The sequence below is a fragment of the Nocardia sp. CA-151230 genome (assembly GCF_050942175.1).
Classification (GTDB): domain Bacteria; phylum Actinomycetota; class Actinomycetes; order Mycobacteriales; family Mycobacteriaceae; genus Nocardia.
This window is the reverse complement of sequence record NZ_CP192061.1, coordinates 532,850-545,933: the sequence shown is the minus strand read 5'-3', so window position 1 is coordinate 545,933 and position 13,084 is coordinate 532,850. Positions and strand designations below refer to the sequence as shown.

The 13,084-nt window shown below is 66.8% G+C and carries 13 protein-coding genes; 7 read left to right on the top strand and 6 right to left on the bottom strand.

The features are described from left to right. Positions 1-62 precede the first annotated feature (62 nt). Genes hsaA through hsaB form a run of 4 tightly spaced genes read left to right on the top strand, consistent with a single transcriptional unit; the run spans position 63 to position 3,623 of the window. Positions 63-1,232 carry a 3-hydroxy-9,10-secoandrosta-1,3,5(10)-triene-9,17-dione monooxygenase oxygenase subunit gene (gene hsaA / locus ACQP1O_RS02445; RefSeq protein WP_433564297.1) on the top strand — a complete coding sequence of 390 codons (1,170 nt, stop codon included), beginning with the start codon at positions 63-65 and terminating at the stop codon, positions 1,230-1,232. A gap of 3 nt (positions 1,233-1,235) precedes the next feature. After that, positions 1,236-2,114, top strand: a complete 879-nt coding sequence (gene hsaD, locus ACQP1O_RS02440; protein ID WP_433564296.1) for a 4,5:9,10-diseco-3-hydroxy-5,9,17-trioxoandrosta-1(10),2-diene-4-oate hydrolase — start codon at positions 1,236-1,238, stop codon at positions 2,112-2,114. Positions 2,115-2,116: 2 nt separating this feature from the next. Continuing rightward, positions 2,117-3,016, top strand: a complete 900-nt coding sequence (gene hsaC / locus ACQP1O_RS02435) for an iron-dependent extradiol dioxygenase HsaC (RefSeq protein WP_433564295.1) — start codon at positions 2,117-2,119, stop codon at positions 3,014-3,016. 22 nt (positions 3,017-3,038) lie between these two features. Beyond that, complete coding sequence (gene hsaB, locus ACQP1O_RS02430; RefSeq protein ID WP_354831279.1) at positions 3,039-3,623, top strand: 3-hydroxy-9,10-secoandrosta-1,3,5(10)-triene-9,17-dione monooxygenase reductase subunit; 585 nt, start codon at positions 3,039-3,041, stop codon at positions 3,621-3,623. A 91-nt stretch (positions 3,624-3,714) separates the two neighbouring features. On the opposite strand, the gene ACQP1O_RS02425 is transcribed toward hsaB, so the two are convergent. The 5 genes from ACQP1O_RS02425 to ACQP1O_RS02405 all read right to left on the bottom strand — a co-directional run bounded on the left by ACQP1O_RS02425 (position 3,715) and on the right by ACQP1O_RS02405 (position 8,773). After that, positions 3,715-4,647, bottom strand: a complete 933-nt coding sequence (locus tag ACQP1O_RS02425; RefSeq protein WP_433564294.1) for a cupin domain-containing protein — start codon at positions 4,645-4,647, stop codon at positions 3,715-3,717. A gap of 69 nt (positions 4,648-4,716) precedes the next feature. Then, a complete protein-coding gene (locus tag ACQP1O_RS02420) occupies positions 4,717-5,592 on the bottom strand; it encodes an NADP-dependent oxidoreductase (protein ID WP_433564293.1) in 876 nt (291 codons plus the stop codon). Positions 5,593-5,942: 350 nt separating this feature from the next. Next, positions 5,943-7,007, bottom strand: a complete 1,065-nt coding sequence (gene dmpG / locus ACQP1O_RS02415) for a 4-hydroxy-2-oxovalerate aldolase (RefSeq protein WP_433564292.1) — start codon at positions 7,005-7,007, stop codon at positions 5,943-5,945. Positions 7,008-7,020: 13 nt separating this feature from the next. Beyond that, a complete protein-coding gene (locus ACQP1O_RS02410; protein WP_433564291.1) occupies positions 7,021-7,929 on the bottom strand; it encodes an acetaldehyde dehydrogenase (acetylating) in 909 nt (302 codons plus the stop codon). A 58-nt stretch (positions 7,930-7,987) separates the two neighbouring features. Beyond that, positions 7,988-8,773: a 2-keto-4-pentenoate hydratase gene (locus tag ACQP1O_RS02405; protein WP_354831291.1), complete on the bottom strand. Its 786-nt coding sequence runs from the start codon at positions 8,771-8,773 to the stop codon at positions 7,988-7,990. 152 nt (positions 8,774-8,925) lie between these two features. On the opposite strand from ACQP1O_RS02405, the gene kstD reads away from it, so the two are divergent. The 3 genes from kstD (at position 8,926) to ACQP1O_RS02390 (ending at position 12,476) form a co-directional block, all read left to right on the top strand. After that, positions 8,926-10,644 (top strand): 3-oxosteroid 1-dehydrogenase, encoded by a 1,719-nt coding sequence (gene kstD / locus ACQP1O_RS02400; RefSeq protein WP_433564290.1) that lies wholly within the window; start codon positions 8,926-8,928, stop codon positions 10,642-10,644. 264 nt (positions 10,645-10,908) lie between these two features. After that, on the top strand, positions 10,909-11,769 hold the full coding sequence (locus ACQP1O_RS02395) for a MaoC/PaaZ C-terminal domain-containing protein (protein WP_433564289.1): 861 nt from the start codon (positions 10,909-10,911) through the stop codon (positions 11,767-11,769). A gap of 359 nt (positions 11,770-12,128) precedes the next feature. After that, positions 12,129-12,476, top strand: a complete 348-nt coding sequence (locus ACQP1O_RS02390) for a hypothetical protein (protein WP_433564288.1) — start codon at positions 12,129-12,131, stop codon at positions 12,474-12,476. Positions 12,477-12,497: 21 nt separating this feature from the next. Here the strand turns inward: ACQP1O_RS02390 and ACQP1O_RS02385 are convergent, their stop codons facing one another. Then, the gene (locus ACQP1O_RS02385; RefSeq protein WP_433564287.1) at positions 12,498-13,043 is read right to left on the bottom strand and encodes an RNA 2'-phosphotransferase; all 546 of its coding nucleotides are present in this window, start codon (positions 13,041-13,043) and stop codon (positions 12,498-12,500) included. Between the last annotated feature and the right edge of the window lie 41 nt (positions 13,044-13,084).

Sequence of the window (13,084 nt, the reverse complement as noted above, 5' to 3'; positions counted from 1 at the left end):
TTCTACTCTCAGGGACAAACGAAGACCGCTTCCCGTAACACCAGGCAGGAGCAACTGGCGAGATGACGCACGAAGTAGTTGAGCGGGTCGAGGCGCTGCTGCCGACCCTGCGTGAGCGCGCCCAGGAGACCGAGGATCTGCGCCGCCTTCCCGACCAGACCGTCAAGGATCTGCAGGCGACCGGCTTCTTCAAGCTCGTGCAGCCCAAGCAGTGGGGCGGCTACGCCTGCGACCCGGTGATCTTCTACGACACCGTCCGCAAGATCGCCAGCGCGTGCGGCTCCACCGGCTGGTGCGCCGGCATCCTCGGCATCCACAACTGGCACCTGGCGCTGTTCGACCAGCGCGCGCAGGAAGAGGTGTGGGGCAACGACACCGAGGTCCGGATCTCCTCCTCCTACGCCCCGATGGGCGCGGGCGTGGTGACCGAGGACGGCGAGGGCTACATCGTCAATGGTTCGTGGGCCTGGTCCTCCGGCTCCGATCACGCCGACTGGGTGTTCGTCGGCGGCCCGGTCATCAAGAACGGCAAGCCGGTCGACTTCGGCTCGTTCCTGATCCCGCGGAGCGAGTACAAGATCAACGACGTGTGGCACGTGGTCGGCCTGCGCGGCACCGGCTCCAACACTGTCGTGGTCGAGAACGTGTACGTACCGCGGCACCGCTTCCTCAGCATGAAGACCATGGGCGACCTGAAATCCCCTGGCCTGGAACAGAATACCGACCCGCTGTACAAGATGCCGTGGGGCAGCATCCACCCCGCGACCATCACCACGCCGATCATCGGCATGGGCTACGGCGCGTACGAGGCCCACGTCGAGCACCAGGGCAAGCGCGTCCGGGCCGCCTACGCGGGCGAGAAGGCCAAGGACGACCCGTTCGGCAAGGTGCGCATCGCCGAGGCCGCCAGTGACATCGACGCCGCCTGGCGTCAGCTGTCGGGCAATATCGCCGAGGAATACGCGTACATCCTGGCGGACAAGGAAGTTCCGTTCGACCTGCGGGTGGCCGCTCGCCGCGACCAGGTGCGCGCCACCGGCCGCGTGATCGCCTCGATCGACCGCCTGTTCGAGGCCTCCGGCGCCACCGCGCTCGTGGAAGGCACTCCGCTGCAGCGGTTCTGGCGTGACGCGCACGCCGGACGCGTGCACGCCTCGCAGGATCCGGAGCGCGCCTACGCCATGTTCGGCACGCACGCCTTCGGTCTCCCGATCACCGACACGATGGTGTAATCCATGACCGCAGTGGGAGAAATCACCTACGAGTCCACCTCGCGCTTCGCACAGGTGCGGCCGGACCTCAAGCTTCACTACCACGAGGCCGGGGTCGGCAACGGCCCCACCATCGTGCTGCTGCACGGCGGCGGTCCGGGCGCGAGCTCCTGGTCGAACTTCGCCAAGAACATTCCGGTGCTGGCCAAGGACTTCCACGTCCTCGCCGTCGACCAGCCGGGGTTCGGCCAGTCCGACAAGCCGACCGAGCACCCGCAATACTTCGTGCACTCGGCCTCGGCGCTGAAGGACCTGCTCGACACCCTCGGCATCACCGAACGCGTACACCTGCTGGGCAATTCGCTCGGCGGCGGTGCGGCCACCCGCTTCGCGCTGGACTACCCGGACCGCGCCGGCAAGCTGGTGCTGATGGGACCGGGCGGCCTGTCCACCAACCTGTTCGCGCCGGACCCCACCGAGGGCGTGAAGCTGCTGTCCAAGTTCAACTTCGAACCCACGAAGGAGAACCTGGAGGCGTTCCTGCGGATCATGGTCTTCGACCAGAAGCTGATCACGCCGGAGCTCGTCGAGGAGCGCTTCGCCTCGGCCTCGCAGCCGGAGTCGCTGGCCGCCACCCGTGCCATGGGCAAGTCCTTCGCCGGACCGGATTTCGCCAAGGGCATGATCTGGCGCGACGCGTTCAAGCTGCGGCAGCCGGTGCTCATGATCTGGGGCCGCGAGGATCGGGTCAACCCGATCGACGGCGCCCTGGTCGCCTTGAAGATGGTGCCGCGCGTGCAGTTGCATGTCTTCGGCGGTTGTGGACACTGGGCACAGCTGGAGAAGTTCGACGAATTCAACCGCCTGGCAACCGACTTCCTGCTCGGCGTCAAGGAGAGGTGAGCATGAGTATCAAGGCGCTCGGCTACATGCGCATCGAGGCCACCGATATGGCGGCCTGGCGCGAGTACGGCCTCAAGGTGCTCGGCATGATGGAGGGCGACGGGCTCAACCCCGACGCGCTCTACCTGCGCATGGACGATTTCGCCGCGCGACTGGTGATCATCCCCGGTGAGCAGGACCGCCTGCTGGTCTCGGGCTGGGAGGTCACCGACGCCCGCGGCCTGCAGCAGCTGCGCGAGACCCTGTCCAAGGCCGGGGTCGCCTTCACCGAGGGCACCAAGGAGGAGCTCGGCGAACGCCGGGTCGAGGGCATGATCCGGTTCCAGGATCCGGCCGGCAACACCCTCGAGGCGTTCTACGGCGCGCAGTACCTGGGCCGCCGCTTCGTGAGCCCCTACGGCCACAAGTTCGTCACCGCCGAGCAGGGTCTGGGCCACGTGGTCCTCACTTGCACGGACGACGCCGCGGCACAGGCGTTCTACCAGGATGTGCTGGGCTTCCGGCTGCGCGACTCCATGCGGCTGCCTCCGCAGCTGGTGGGCCGTCCCGCCGACGGCGACCCGGCCTGGCTGCGTTTCTACGGCTGCAACCCGCGCCACCACGCGCTGGCGTTCCTGCCGCTGCCGAACCCGACGGGCATCGTGCACCTCATGGTCGAGGTGGAGAACTCCGACGACGTCGGCCTCTGCCTGGACCGCGCCAATCGCAAGAAGGTGAAGATGTCGGCCACCCTCGGGCGGCACATCAACGACAAGATGCTCTCCTTCTACATGAAGACGCCGGGCGGGTTCGACATCGAATTCGGCTGTGAGGGACTGGAAGTCGACGATCACTCGTGGATCGCGCGGGAATCCACCGCGGTCAGCCTGTGGGGCCACGACTTCAGCGTCGGATTCAAGTAGCGAGAAGGAACAGGGGCGGCCAATGACCACCGACGCCAATCCCGTCATCGACGGGCGTCAGTTCCGGAATGTGCTGGGACAGTTCTGCACCGGCATCACCGTCATCACCACCTTCGACGGCGTCGACGGCGCGCGGGCCCCCATCGGCTTCGCGTGCCAGTCGTTCGCCGCCCTGTCCCTCGATCCGCCGCTGGTGCTCTTCTGCCCCACCAAGGAGTCCCGCTCCTGGGCGGCGATCGAACGCAACGGCAGCTTCGCCGTGAACATGCTCGCCGAGGAGCAACAGCCGGTGTGCGCCCGATTCGGCTCCCGCGAACCCGACAAGTTCGCCGGAATCGACTGGCACACCTCGGAACTGGACCTCCCGGTGCTGGACGGCGCGTTGGCCACGATCCAGTGCACTGTGGACAACGTGCTCGACGGCGGCGATCACTACATCGTGATCGGCCGGGTCCAGGCCCTGTCGGAGTCCACGGACTCCGGCAGGCCGCTGCTCTTCTACCGGGGCCAGTACACGGCCATCGAACCGGAGAAGACGACGCCCGCGCCCTGGCGCGCGGACCTCGAACACTTCCTCACGACCACCACCTTGGACACCTGGTTGTGAGTCGGGTTCCTCCAGAACCCTGGCGATAGAAAAGTGCCCCTGTGGAATTCATCCACAGGGGCACTTTGCATCTGTGAGCGTTGTGGATGGATCAGGCCGCAGCGCGGGCCTGCCGACGGTATTGGCCTGGGGCGAGGCCGTATTCACGCTTGAACGCCTTCCCGAACGCGAACTCCGAGCTATATCCCGCTCGGGCGGCGACCTTTTCGATGGCCAGCTCGTCCTCCCGCAGCAGGCGGGCCGCCGTGGTGAGCCGCCAGCGGGTCAGGTATGCCAGCGGCGGTTCGCCGACCATGGCATTGAACTTGCGGGCGAATGCGGCGCGGGACAGTCCGGCATGGTCGGCGAGGGACTGCACGGTCCAGGGCGCGGCCGGATCGCCGTGCATGGCCTCGAGCGCCGGAGCGACTGCCGGATCACGCAGCGCCGCAGCCCATCCCACCGCCTCGGATTGCGGCTGATCCTCGATCCAGGCGCGCAGGATGTACAGCAGCAGCGAGTCGATCAGCGCCGGCACGATGCCGTGCGACCCGATGCGCGGATTGTCGAGCTCCGCGCCGAGCAGCTGGATCGCGGCATTCAACTCCGGGTGCCGGCCGTGGCGGGCGGGCAGATGGATCACCTCCGGAAGCTGCCGCAGCAACGGATGCGGCCGCTGCCCGTCGAGGTGATAGTTGCCGCAGAGCAGACTGGTGGCCGGGCCGTCCCCGCCGATCTGCAACGCGCCCACGGGCGGACGCTGCGTGTACTGCTCGGGCCGGGGAATCTCCGGAGTGGTGTCCGGGTGGTCGGCGAGAATATGTCCCGCCCCGTCCCGGACGAAGACCACATCACCGGGCCCGAGCGCGATCGGCCGGGCGTTGCTGTCCGAGGGATGGAACCAGCAGGTCCCGTGCAGCACCACATGGAATCCCGCACCCGCCGTCGGCGGCAGCTGCAGTGCCCACGGCACCCGCCCATCCGTCCGCACCGAGTTCGGCGCACCGGTCCGCATCGAAGCCAGGGCCTCACTCAGCACATCCATGACCGATCTCCTTCACCTCGAACCCGTGCCCTGCGACCCGGATCCCGCCCCGATTATTCGCGCCGCCCATCACTCGACGGTCAGCACCACCTTGCCGACGGTCTGCCCCGACGCCACGATCTCGTGCGCCTTCCCCGCCTCCGACAGCGGCAGCGTCTCGGCGACGGTGGGACGCAGCTTCCCCGCGTCGACCAGTTCCGCAATCTGCTCCAGCGCCCAGTAATCCGGTTCCACCGAAACACCCGCGAACCGGCGCCCGGCTTCCTTCACGGTCCGCTCCAGCTCCGGATTCACATGCTCGAGAATCGTCACCAGCACCCCACCCGGCTTCAACACCCGAAGCGACCGCGCACCATCGGCGACAGAGTCGAAGACAATGTCGACATCCTTCACGACCGCGGTGAAATCGGTTGTCCGGTAATCGATCACCTCATCGGCCCCGAGGCTCTTCACATAGTCGTGCTTCGCCGCACTGGCCAGCGCGATCACATACGCACCCCGCGGCTTCGCGATCTGCACCGCCAGATGCCCGACCCCACCGGCCGCCCGGTGAATCAGCACCCGGTCCCCTTCCCCGACACCCGCCTTGTCCACCAGCCCCTGCCACGCGGTCAGCACGGCCAGCGGCAGCGCCGCGGCCTCGACATGGCTCAGCGACTTCGGCTTCCGAGCCACCTGCCGCGAGGGCGTCGCCACATACTCCGCATAACCCGTTGCGGCCCGCGGAAAGAACGGCATCCCATAAACCTCGTCCCCGATCTCATACCGCGCCCCCGGCCCAGCCGCCTCCACCACTCCGGAGATATCCCACCCGACCCCGAACGGCGGCTCCCCCAGCAACCGGAACGTCCCCGACCGCACCGCCACATCAACCGGATTGACCGCACTGGCCCTCACCCGAACCAGCACCTCCCCCGACAGCAACTCCGGCTTCTCGACCTCCACAACCTCCAAAACCTCAGGCCCACCGAAGCTCTTCTGAATCACCGCACGCATCTGGCTGCCCTCCAACGCTGTCCCCGGCCCGTCCCTCGAACCGAACACCGACAACGTTAAGCACCAGCCAGAAGACTTTGAATAGCCAGAAGTCTCCCATTTTTATCCACAAGTATCCCCAGAAAGACTCGCACTCCTCACAAGCCAACTTCCACGCCCGAACAAGATCCCGGTCGACACGGCAGACGCTGTCGATGTCGATGTCGAGCGCCCGGGTACTCCGCTGGACTGATCGACAACGTCGTTGAACGACACTGGGCCGCAACCGAGTTCGGTTGCGGCCCAGCGGGGGTAGTGCGTCAGGCGTTGGCGGCCGACTTCTCCTTTTCGCGCTGGAGTTCCAGGGCGATGTCGATGAGCTGGTCTTCCTGGCCGCCCACCAGCTTGCGCTGGCCGGCGCGGACGAGCATTTCGGCGGCGGAGACGCCGTAGCGTTCGGCCTGGCGCTCGGCGTGACGCAGGAACGACGAGTAGACGCCCGCGTAGCCCATCATCAATGCCTGGCGGTCGAGGAGGCACTCGCTCGGCATGGCCGGGCGGACGACGTCTTCCGCGGCATCCGTCACGGCGAAGAAGTCGACGCCGGTCTTGATGCCGAGCTTGTCACAGACGCCGATGAAGGCCTCGACGGGGAGGTTGCCCGCGCCCGCGCCGAAACGGCGGGCGCTGCCGTCGATCTGGGTGGCGCCGGCGCGCACGGCGTAGACCGAGTTGGCGACGGCCAGGCCCAGGTTCTCGTGGCCGTGGAAGCCGACCTGCGCGTCGTTGCCGAGCTCGGCGACCAGGGCGGAGACACGGTCGGTGACCTGCTCCAGCACCAGCGCACCGGCGGAGTCGACGACGTACACGCACTGGCAGCCCGCGTCGGCCATGATGCGGGCCTGCTTGGCGAGGTTCTCCGGGGTGGTGGAGTGCGCCATCATCAGGAAGCCGACGGTCTCGAGGCCGAGGTCGCGGGCCATGTTGAAGTGCTGGATCGAGACGTCGGCCTCGGTGCAGTGGGTGGCGATGCGGCAGATGCTCGCGCCATTGTCCTGCGAGATCTTGATGTCTTCCTTGACGCCGACGCCCGGCAGCATGAGGAAGGCGATCTTGGCCTGCTTGGCGGTCTCCGCGGCTGCCTTGATCAGTTCCTGCTCAGGGGTTTTCGAGAAACCGTAGTTGAACGAGGAGCCACCGAGGCCGTCACCGTGGGTGACCTCGAGGACCGGCACGCCCGCCGCGTCGAGGGAGGCGACGATGTCGCGCACTTCCTGCACGGTGAACTGGTGCCGCTTGTGGTGCGAGCCGTCACGCAGGCTGGTGTCCGTGACCCGGATATCCAGATCAGCGGAGAACGGCTTGACGATATTCGAATTACTCACTGTCGGAACTCCTTTACACCCGAGCCGAGATGATCTGGTCGGCCAGCACGTCACCCACGCGGGTGGCGGCGGCGGTCATGATGTCGAGGTTGCCCGAGTACGGCGGCAGGAAGTCGCCCGCGCCCTCGACCTCGACGAAGATCGAAACCTTCGCCATGCCACCGGAAACCAGCGACGGCTCGTCGAACTGCGGCTCGTTGAGCAGCCGGTAGCCGGGCACGTACTCCTGGATCGACTTCTCCATCCGGTGGACCGACTCGGTGATGGCGTCGCGGTCGGCATCCTCGGGGATGGCGCAGAAGATGGTGTCGCGCATGATCATCGGCGGCTCGGCCGGGTTCAGGATGATGATCGCCTTGCCGCGCTTGGCGCCACCGATGGTCTCCACACCGGCGGAGGTGGTCTTGGTGAACTCGTCGATGTTCGCGCGGGTACCGGGACCGGCCGATACCGAGGACACCGACGCCACGATCTCGGCGTACTCGACGGGGACCACGCGAGAAACCGCGTGCACCATCGGAATGGTCGCCTGCCCACCGCAGGTGATCATGTTGACGTTCAGCTCATCCCGCAGCGAGTCCAGGTTGACCGGCGGAATCACGGCCGGGCCGACGGCGGCCGGGGTGAGGTCGATGGCGCGGATGCCGGCCTCGGCGTACTTGGGCGCGTAGGCCCGGTGCACATACGCGGAGGTGGCCTCGAACAGCAGGTCCGGCTTCTCCGGCAGCGCCAGCAGCCAGTCCGCGCCCTCGGCGGAGGTCTCCAGGCCCAGGCCGCGGGCGCGCTTGAGGCCCTCGGACTCCGGGTCGATACCGATCATCCAGCGCGGCTCGATCTTCTCCGAACGCAGCAGCTTGTACAGCAGATCGGTACTGATATTGCCGGACCCGACGATCGCGGCGGTGACTTTGCTTGCAGTCACGGCTTTCTCCTACTCGGTGAGGTCAGTGTCTGTGCGACGCCGCCTGATTGGCTCAGGTCTACGCGAAACCCAGGTGGACGGAACCGAGTCCGGCGAACTCGGCGATGAACTCGTCGCCCGGGCGGGCGTCGATGGCGCGGGTGCAGGAGCCGGGCAGCACGATGTCGCCGGCCTTGAGGCGGACCCCGAAGGAGGCGACCTTGCGCGCCAGCCACGCCACCGCGATGGTCGGGTCACCCAGCACGGCGTCCGAGCGGCCCTCGGCGATGACCTCGCCATTGCGGGTCAGCACGGCATCGATGTTCTTGATATCCAGCTGGTCCGGCGAGACCCGCTGCTTGCCCAGCACGTATCCGGCGGAGGACGCATTGTCGGCGATGGTGTCGCAGAGCGCGATCTTCCAGTCCTTGATGCGGGTGTCGATGAGCTCGATGGAGGGCGCGTAGGCGACGGTGGCCTTGCGCACGTCCTCCTCGGTGCAGTCCTCGCCGGGCAGGTCGGCGCCCAGGATGAAGCCGACCTCGACCTCGACACGGGGGTACAGGTACTTGGAGGTGTCGACCGGAACGTCTTCGAAGACTTCCATCTCCGCGAGCAGGTGCCCGTAGTCGGGTTCGTCCACGCCCATCATCTGCTGCATGGCCTTGGAGGACAGGCCCACCTTGTGGCCCACGACCTTGGCGCCGCCGTCGAAGCGCTGCCGCATATTGATGAGCTGGATCTCGTAGGCATCGACCACGTCGATCTCGGGATGCCGCACGGCCAGCGGATCGATCGGAACCCGGGTCCGCTCCGCCGCCGCGAGCTCGTCGGCCAGTTCCTTACGTAGCGCGTCGGTCAGCACGCTGTGTTCCTTCCATCGGGGGTACCGGCCGGTGGCCATCCAGTAACGAGACTAGAAACTGAAACGAGTTTTTGTGAATAACGTCGCTTCAGCAGTCCCATCTGCCAGACCAACATAGACCAAACCAGGATCGATTCTATAACGTGTTCTACATGACTGATCGGGATTACGACGTGGTGGTGGTCGGCAGCGGTGCCGCCGGTATGTCCGCCGCCCTCACCGCTGCGCACCACGGTCTGCGCACGGTGCTCATCGAAAAGGCCGCTCATTACGGCGGTTCTACCGCGCGATCGGGCGGTGGCGTCTGGATTCCCGGAAACAAGGTGCTGAAGGCCGCGGGCCGTGGGAACGACCTCGACGAGGCGCGCACCTACCTGTACAGCATCATCGGCGACGTGGTGCCCAAGGAGAAGATCGACACCTACATCGATCGTGGCGCCGAAGCCTTCGACTACGTGCTCGACCACTCCGCCCTGAAGATGACCTGGGTGCCCGGCTACTCCGACTACTACCCGGAGGCACCGGGCGGCAAGGCGGACGGCCGCAGCTGCGAGCCCAAGCCGTTCAACCTCAAAGTCCTGGGCGAGGAGCGCTTCAAGCTGGAGCCGGCCTACAGCAAGGCGCCGCTGAACGTCGTCGTCATGCAGGCGGACTACAAGAAGCTCAACCTGATTCGCCGCCACCCGGTCGGCATCGCCCGCGTGCTGCGCGTCGGCACCCGCTGGGCGTGGGGCAAGGTCACCGGCAAGGCGCTGGTCGGCATGGGCCAGGCCATCATCGCCGGCCTGCGCAAGGGCCTGCTGGACGCGAATGTGCCGGTGCTGCTGAACACCCCGCTCACCGGACTGGTGATCGACAACGGTGTGGTCACCGGCGTCGACGCCGAGGAGCACGGGCAGGCCGTCCGGTTCAACGCCAAGTACGGCGTCATCCTGGCCAGCGGCGGTTTCGAGCACAACGCCGATATGCGGCACAAGTACCAGCGTGAGCCCATCACCACCGAGTGGACCACGGGCGCGGCCGCCAATACCGGCGACGGCATCCGGGCGGGCATCGCGGCGGGCGCGGACATCGACTTCATGGACGATGCCTGGTGGGGTCCGACCACCTTCCGCGGTGAAGGAAAGCCCTGGTTCTGCCTCGCGGAGCGGAATCTGCCCGGCAGCATCATGATCAATACGCAAGGTCAGCGATTCGGTAATGAGTCCGCTCCTTACGTCGAGGCTGTGCACACCATGTACGGCGGCGAATACGGGCAGGGTGAGGGTCCGGGCGAGAACGTGCCGTGCTGGCTGGTGTTCGATCAGCGCTACCGGTCCCGGTACATCTTCGCCGGATTGCAGCCTGGCCAGCGGATTCCGTCCCGCTGGATGGAAAACGACCTGATCGTCGTCGCGCCCACGGTGGCCGAACTGGCCGAGAAGATCGGCGTCCCCGCCGACAAACTGGCCGCCACCATCGAGCGCTTCAACGGCTTCGCCGCGACCGGCAAGGACCTCGACTACAACCGGGGCGACAGCGCCTACGACCGCTACTACGGCGACCAGACCATCAAGCCGAACCCGTGCCTGAACAAGCTCGAGGTCGGCCCGTTCTACGCGGTGCAGATGGTCCCCGGCGACCTCGGCACCAAGGGCGGTCTGGTCACCGACAACGATGCTCGCGTGCTGCGCGAGGACGGGACCGTCATCGAGGGCCTGTACGCCGCCGGCAACACCTCGTCCCCGGTCATGGGCCACACCTACGCCGGTCCCGGCGCGACCATCGGCCCCGCCATCACCTTCGGCTACTTGGCCGCCCTGGATATCGCCGCCAAGGCGAAGAACGGCGCGCCGGTGGTCGAGACGGTGTCGTCCCAAGAAGCGTCCTGAACCGTCCCAACCCGGTTCAGGATCGGGTTGGGCGCGAGTCGGGTCACGTCGAGTCCGCGCCCAACCCACCCCGCATGCCCCGCCGTACCGCTCTATCCCGGCGGGGCGCGGACAACTGAACAGCCCGTGCCCGCCGCCGCGAACGCTCTTTCCCGTGGCGGGCCGGGAACCAGACTTTCGAGCGCGACCCGGTCAGCGGGCGGCGGCTTGCGGGGAGGCGAGCCGCGCCGGACCATCGGACGCGAGTGACGAGGAGAACCTTTCATGCCCATCGATTTGAGTGTCGCGCTCGGCGCGCAGATTCCCGCGCGCGAATTCAGCTGGTCCGCCAGTGATGTGCAGACCTACAACCTGGCGCTCGGCGCGGGCAACCGCTGGACCGACGCCGCCGAGCTGCGCTACCTCGACGATCGCGAGCCGCAGGTGCTGCCGTCCTTCGCGACCGTCGCGCCGTCCTTCCACGAGACCGAGCCGCCGAAGGTGAAGTTCGACGGCATCGACATCGATCTGGCGAAGGTCGTGCACGGCAGCCAGGAGATCATCGTGCACCGCCCGATCCCGGCCGCCGGCAAGGGCAGCATCTCCGGCCGCATCAGCGAGATCTGGGACAAGGGCTCCAACGCCGTCATCTGGCGTGAGGACACCGCCGTCGGCTCCGACGGCGAACCCCTCTGGACGTCGCGCTCCTCCATCTTCGCCAAGGGCGAGGGCGGCTTCGGCGGCGACCGCGGCCCCAGCGCGAAGACCGAACTTCCGGACCGGGCACCGGATTTCGAGGTCCTCACCCCCACCCTCCCGCAGCAGGCGCTGCTCTACCGCATGTGCGGCGACCGCAACCCGCTGCACTCGGACCCCGAATTCGCCCGCAACGCCGGCTTCCCCAACCCGATCCTGCACGGCCTGTGCACCTACGGCCTGGTCCTGAAGACCGCGACCGACACCGTCCTGGCCTCGGATGTGTCCCGCGTCAAGGGTTTCCGCGCCCGCTTCGCCGGCGTCATGTACCCCGGTGAGACCCTGCGCTCCCGAATCTGGCAGCAGGACGGCGAGCTCGTCATCGCGGTCACCGTCGTCGAGCGCGACGACGCCCCCGTCCTCGCGGACGTGGTCCTCACCCACTCGTAAACCGAACAGGGCTTCCAGATCAGGGAGCTCTCACTGCGGGAAATCGGACAGATTTCCTCGGTGGGGGCTCCCTGATCTTGTTGGGCAGTGGGTGTTCGGTCTGTGGATTCTTGTGCCGAGACCCGATGGGTGACACGGTAATCCGGCCATAAGCCGCATACCGGATATCGAGATGGCCGCAAACCTTCAGCGCGACACCGGGATCGGAGACAGCGGAGTTGCTCAAAGCGGCCGAAATTGGATTGAACCTGACCGAGGACGCGCTGGAGGCGTAACGTCTTCAGGCATACGGTGAATATCTAGCTAACCAACTGAAAATCTAGCTGACTACATCCGAAAGACATGGAGAAGGTGAACAAATGGCCGCCTGGCAAGTGTTCACGGCCACTCTCGCAACGCTCGTGATCATTGCTGTCACCATCATGAGCCTGCACCACCCCCATCAGGATCCGGACCGACTCTCCGTAGAACGGATCCGCGATCGAATCAACAAGGAACGCAGCGTCTCAGCGCTGGCAACCCCCGACCACTCCGCCTGGTCGCACCTGGCCCCGGATCACCCGCTGGGCGTCCAGGAAGCCCATCGCACCATGCAGCAGCACCGCCGCTGCCCGGTTGCGGAGTGCGCGCGCAAAGCCGCGGCATTCCGGGCGCTCATCGACGCCGGCCGCATCAAGCCGACCCGCATGCCCCCCGCCCTCCAGTAGTCGCCGCGGCGGCCGCCCCGCTCAGAGTCCGGACAGGTATCCGGGCGGGACGGCGGCCACCAGCCAGACCCCATTGGTGCTGACCCGGAATTCGTGCCCGTCGCGGTGCATCGCGCCGGCAGCCACGGTCAGTACCACGGGTCTGCCACGTCGTGCCCCGACCTTGACGGCGGTCTCGGTATCCGCCGACAGGTGAACGTCGTGGCGGCGCATGGGCTTCAGCCCCTCGGCGCGAATTCCGGGCAGTGCCGCGGCAACGGTGCCGTGGTAGAGAACCGCGGGCGGTACGGTCGCCCGATACTCCAGGTCAACGTCGACACTGTGCCCCTGACTCGCGCGGATCCGGGTCCCCGTCGCATCGAATTCGAAGCGGCGCTTGTTGTTCCGCGCCACCACCTCGTCCAGTTCGGGACGCGAGAGCGCCCGCCCGTGCCGGCCCAGCGCCGACAGCAGCGTGGCGACATCCACCCACCCGGCCGGGTCCAGCTCGATGCCGATGGCCTCGGGGGCATGCCGTAGATGCCTCGACAACCGTTTCGAGACCTTGATCATCTGTTGTTCGTTCATGGCGCGAGTGAACCAGCCCCACAGCCGGATTCGAAGCGATT

Bases quoted from the DNA above. Each gene is read 5' to 3' on its own strand.
- ACQP1O_RS02395 (WP_433564289.1), top strand. From the start codon at position 10,909: ATGCCCATCGATTTGAGTGTCGCGCTCGGCGCGCAGATTCCCGCGCGC.
- ACQP1O_RS02390 (WP_433564288.1), top strand. From the start codon at position 12,129: ATGGCCGCCTGGCAAGTGTTCACGGCCACTCTCGCAACGCTCGTGATC.
- hsaB (WP_354831279.1), top strand. From the start codon at position 3,039: ATGACCACCGACGCCAATCCCGTCATCGACGGGCGTCAGTTCCGGAAT.
- hsaA (WP_433564297.1), top strand. From the start codon at position 63: ATGACGCACGAAGTAGTTGAGCGGGTCGAGGCGCTGCTGCCGACCCTG.
- ACQP1O_RS02425 (WP_433564294.1), bottom strand. From the start codon at position 4,647: ATGGATGTGCTGAGTGAGGCCCTGGCTTCGATGCGGACCGGTGCGCCG.
- hsaD (WP_433564296.1), top strand. From the start codon at position 1,236: ATGACCGCAGTGGGAGAAATCACCTACGAGTCCACCTCGCGCTTCGCA.
- hsaC (WP_433564295.1), top strand. From the start codon at position 2,117: ATGAGTATCAAGGCGCTCGGCTACATGCGCATCGAGGCCACCGATATG.
- ACQP1O_RS02385 (WP_433564287.1), bottom strand. From the start codon at position 13,043: ATGAACGAACAACAGATGATCAAGGTCTCGAAACGGTTGTCGAGGCAT.
- kstD (WP_433564290.1), top strand. From the start codon at position 8,926: ATGACTGATCGGGATTACGACGTGGTGGTGGTCGGCAGCGGTGCCGCC.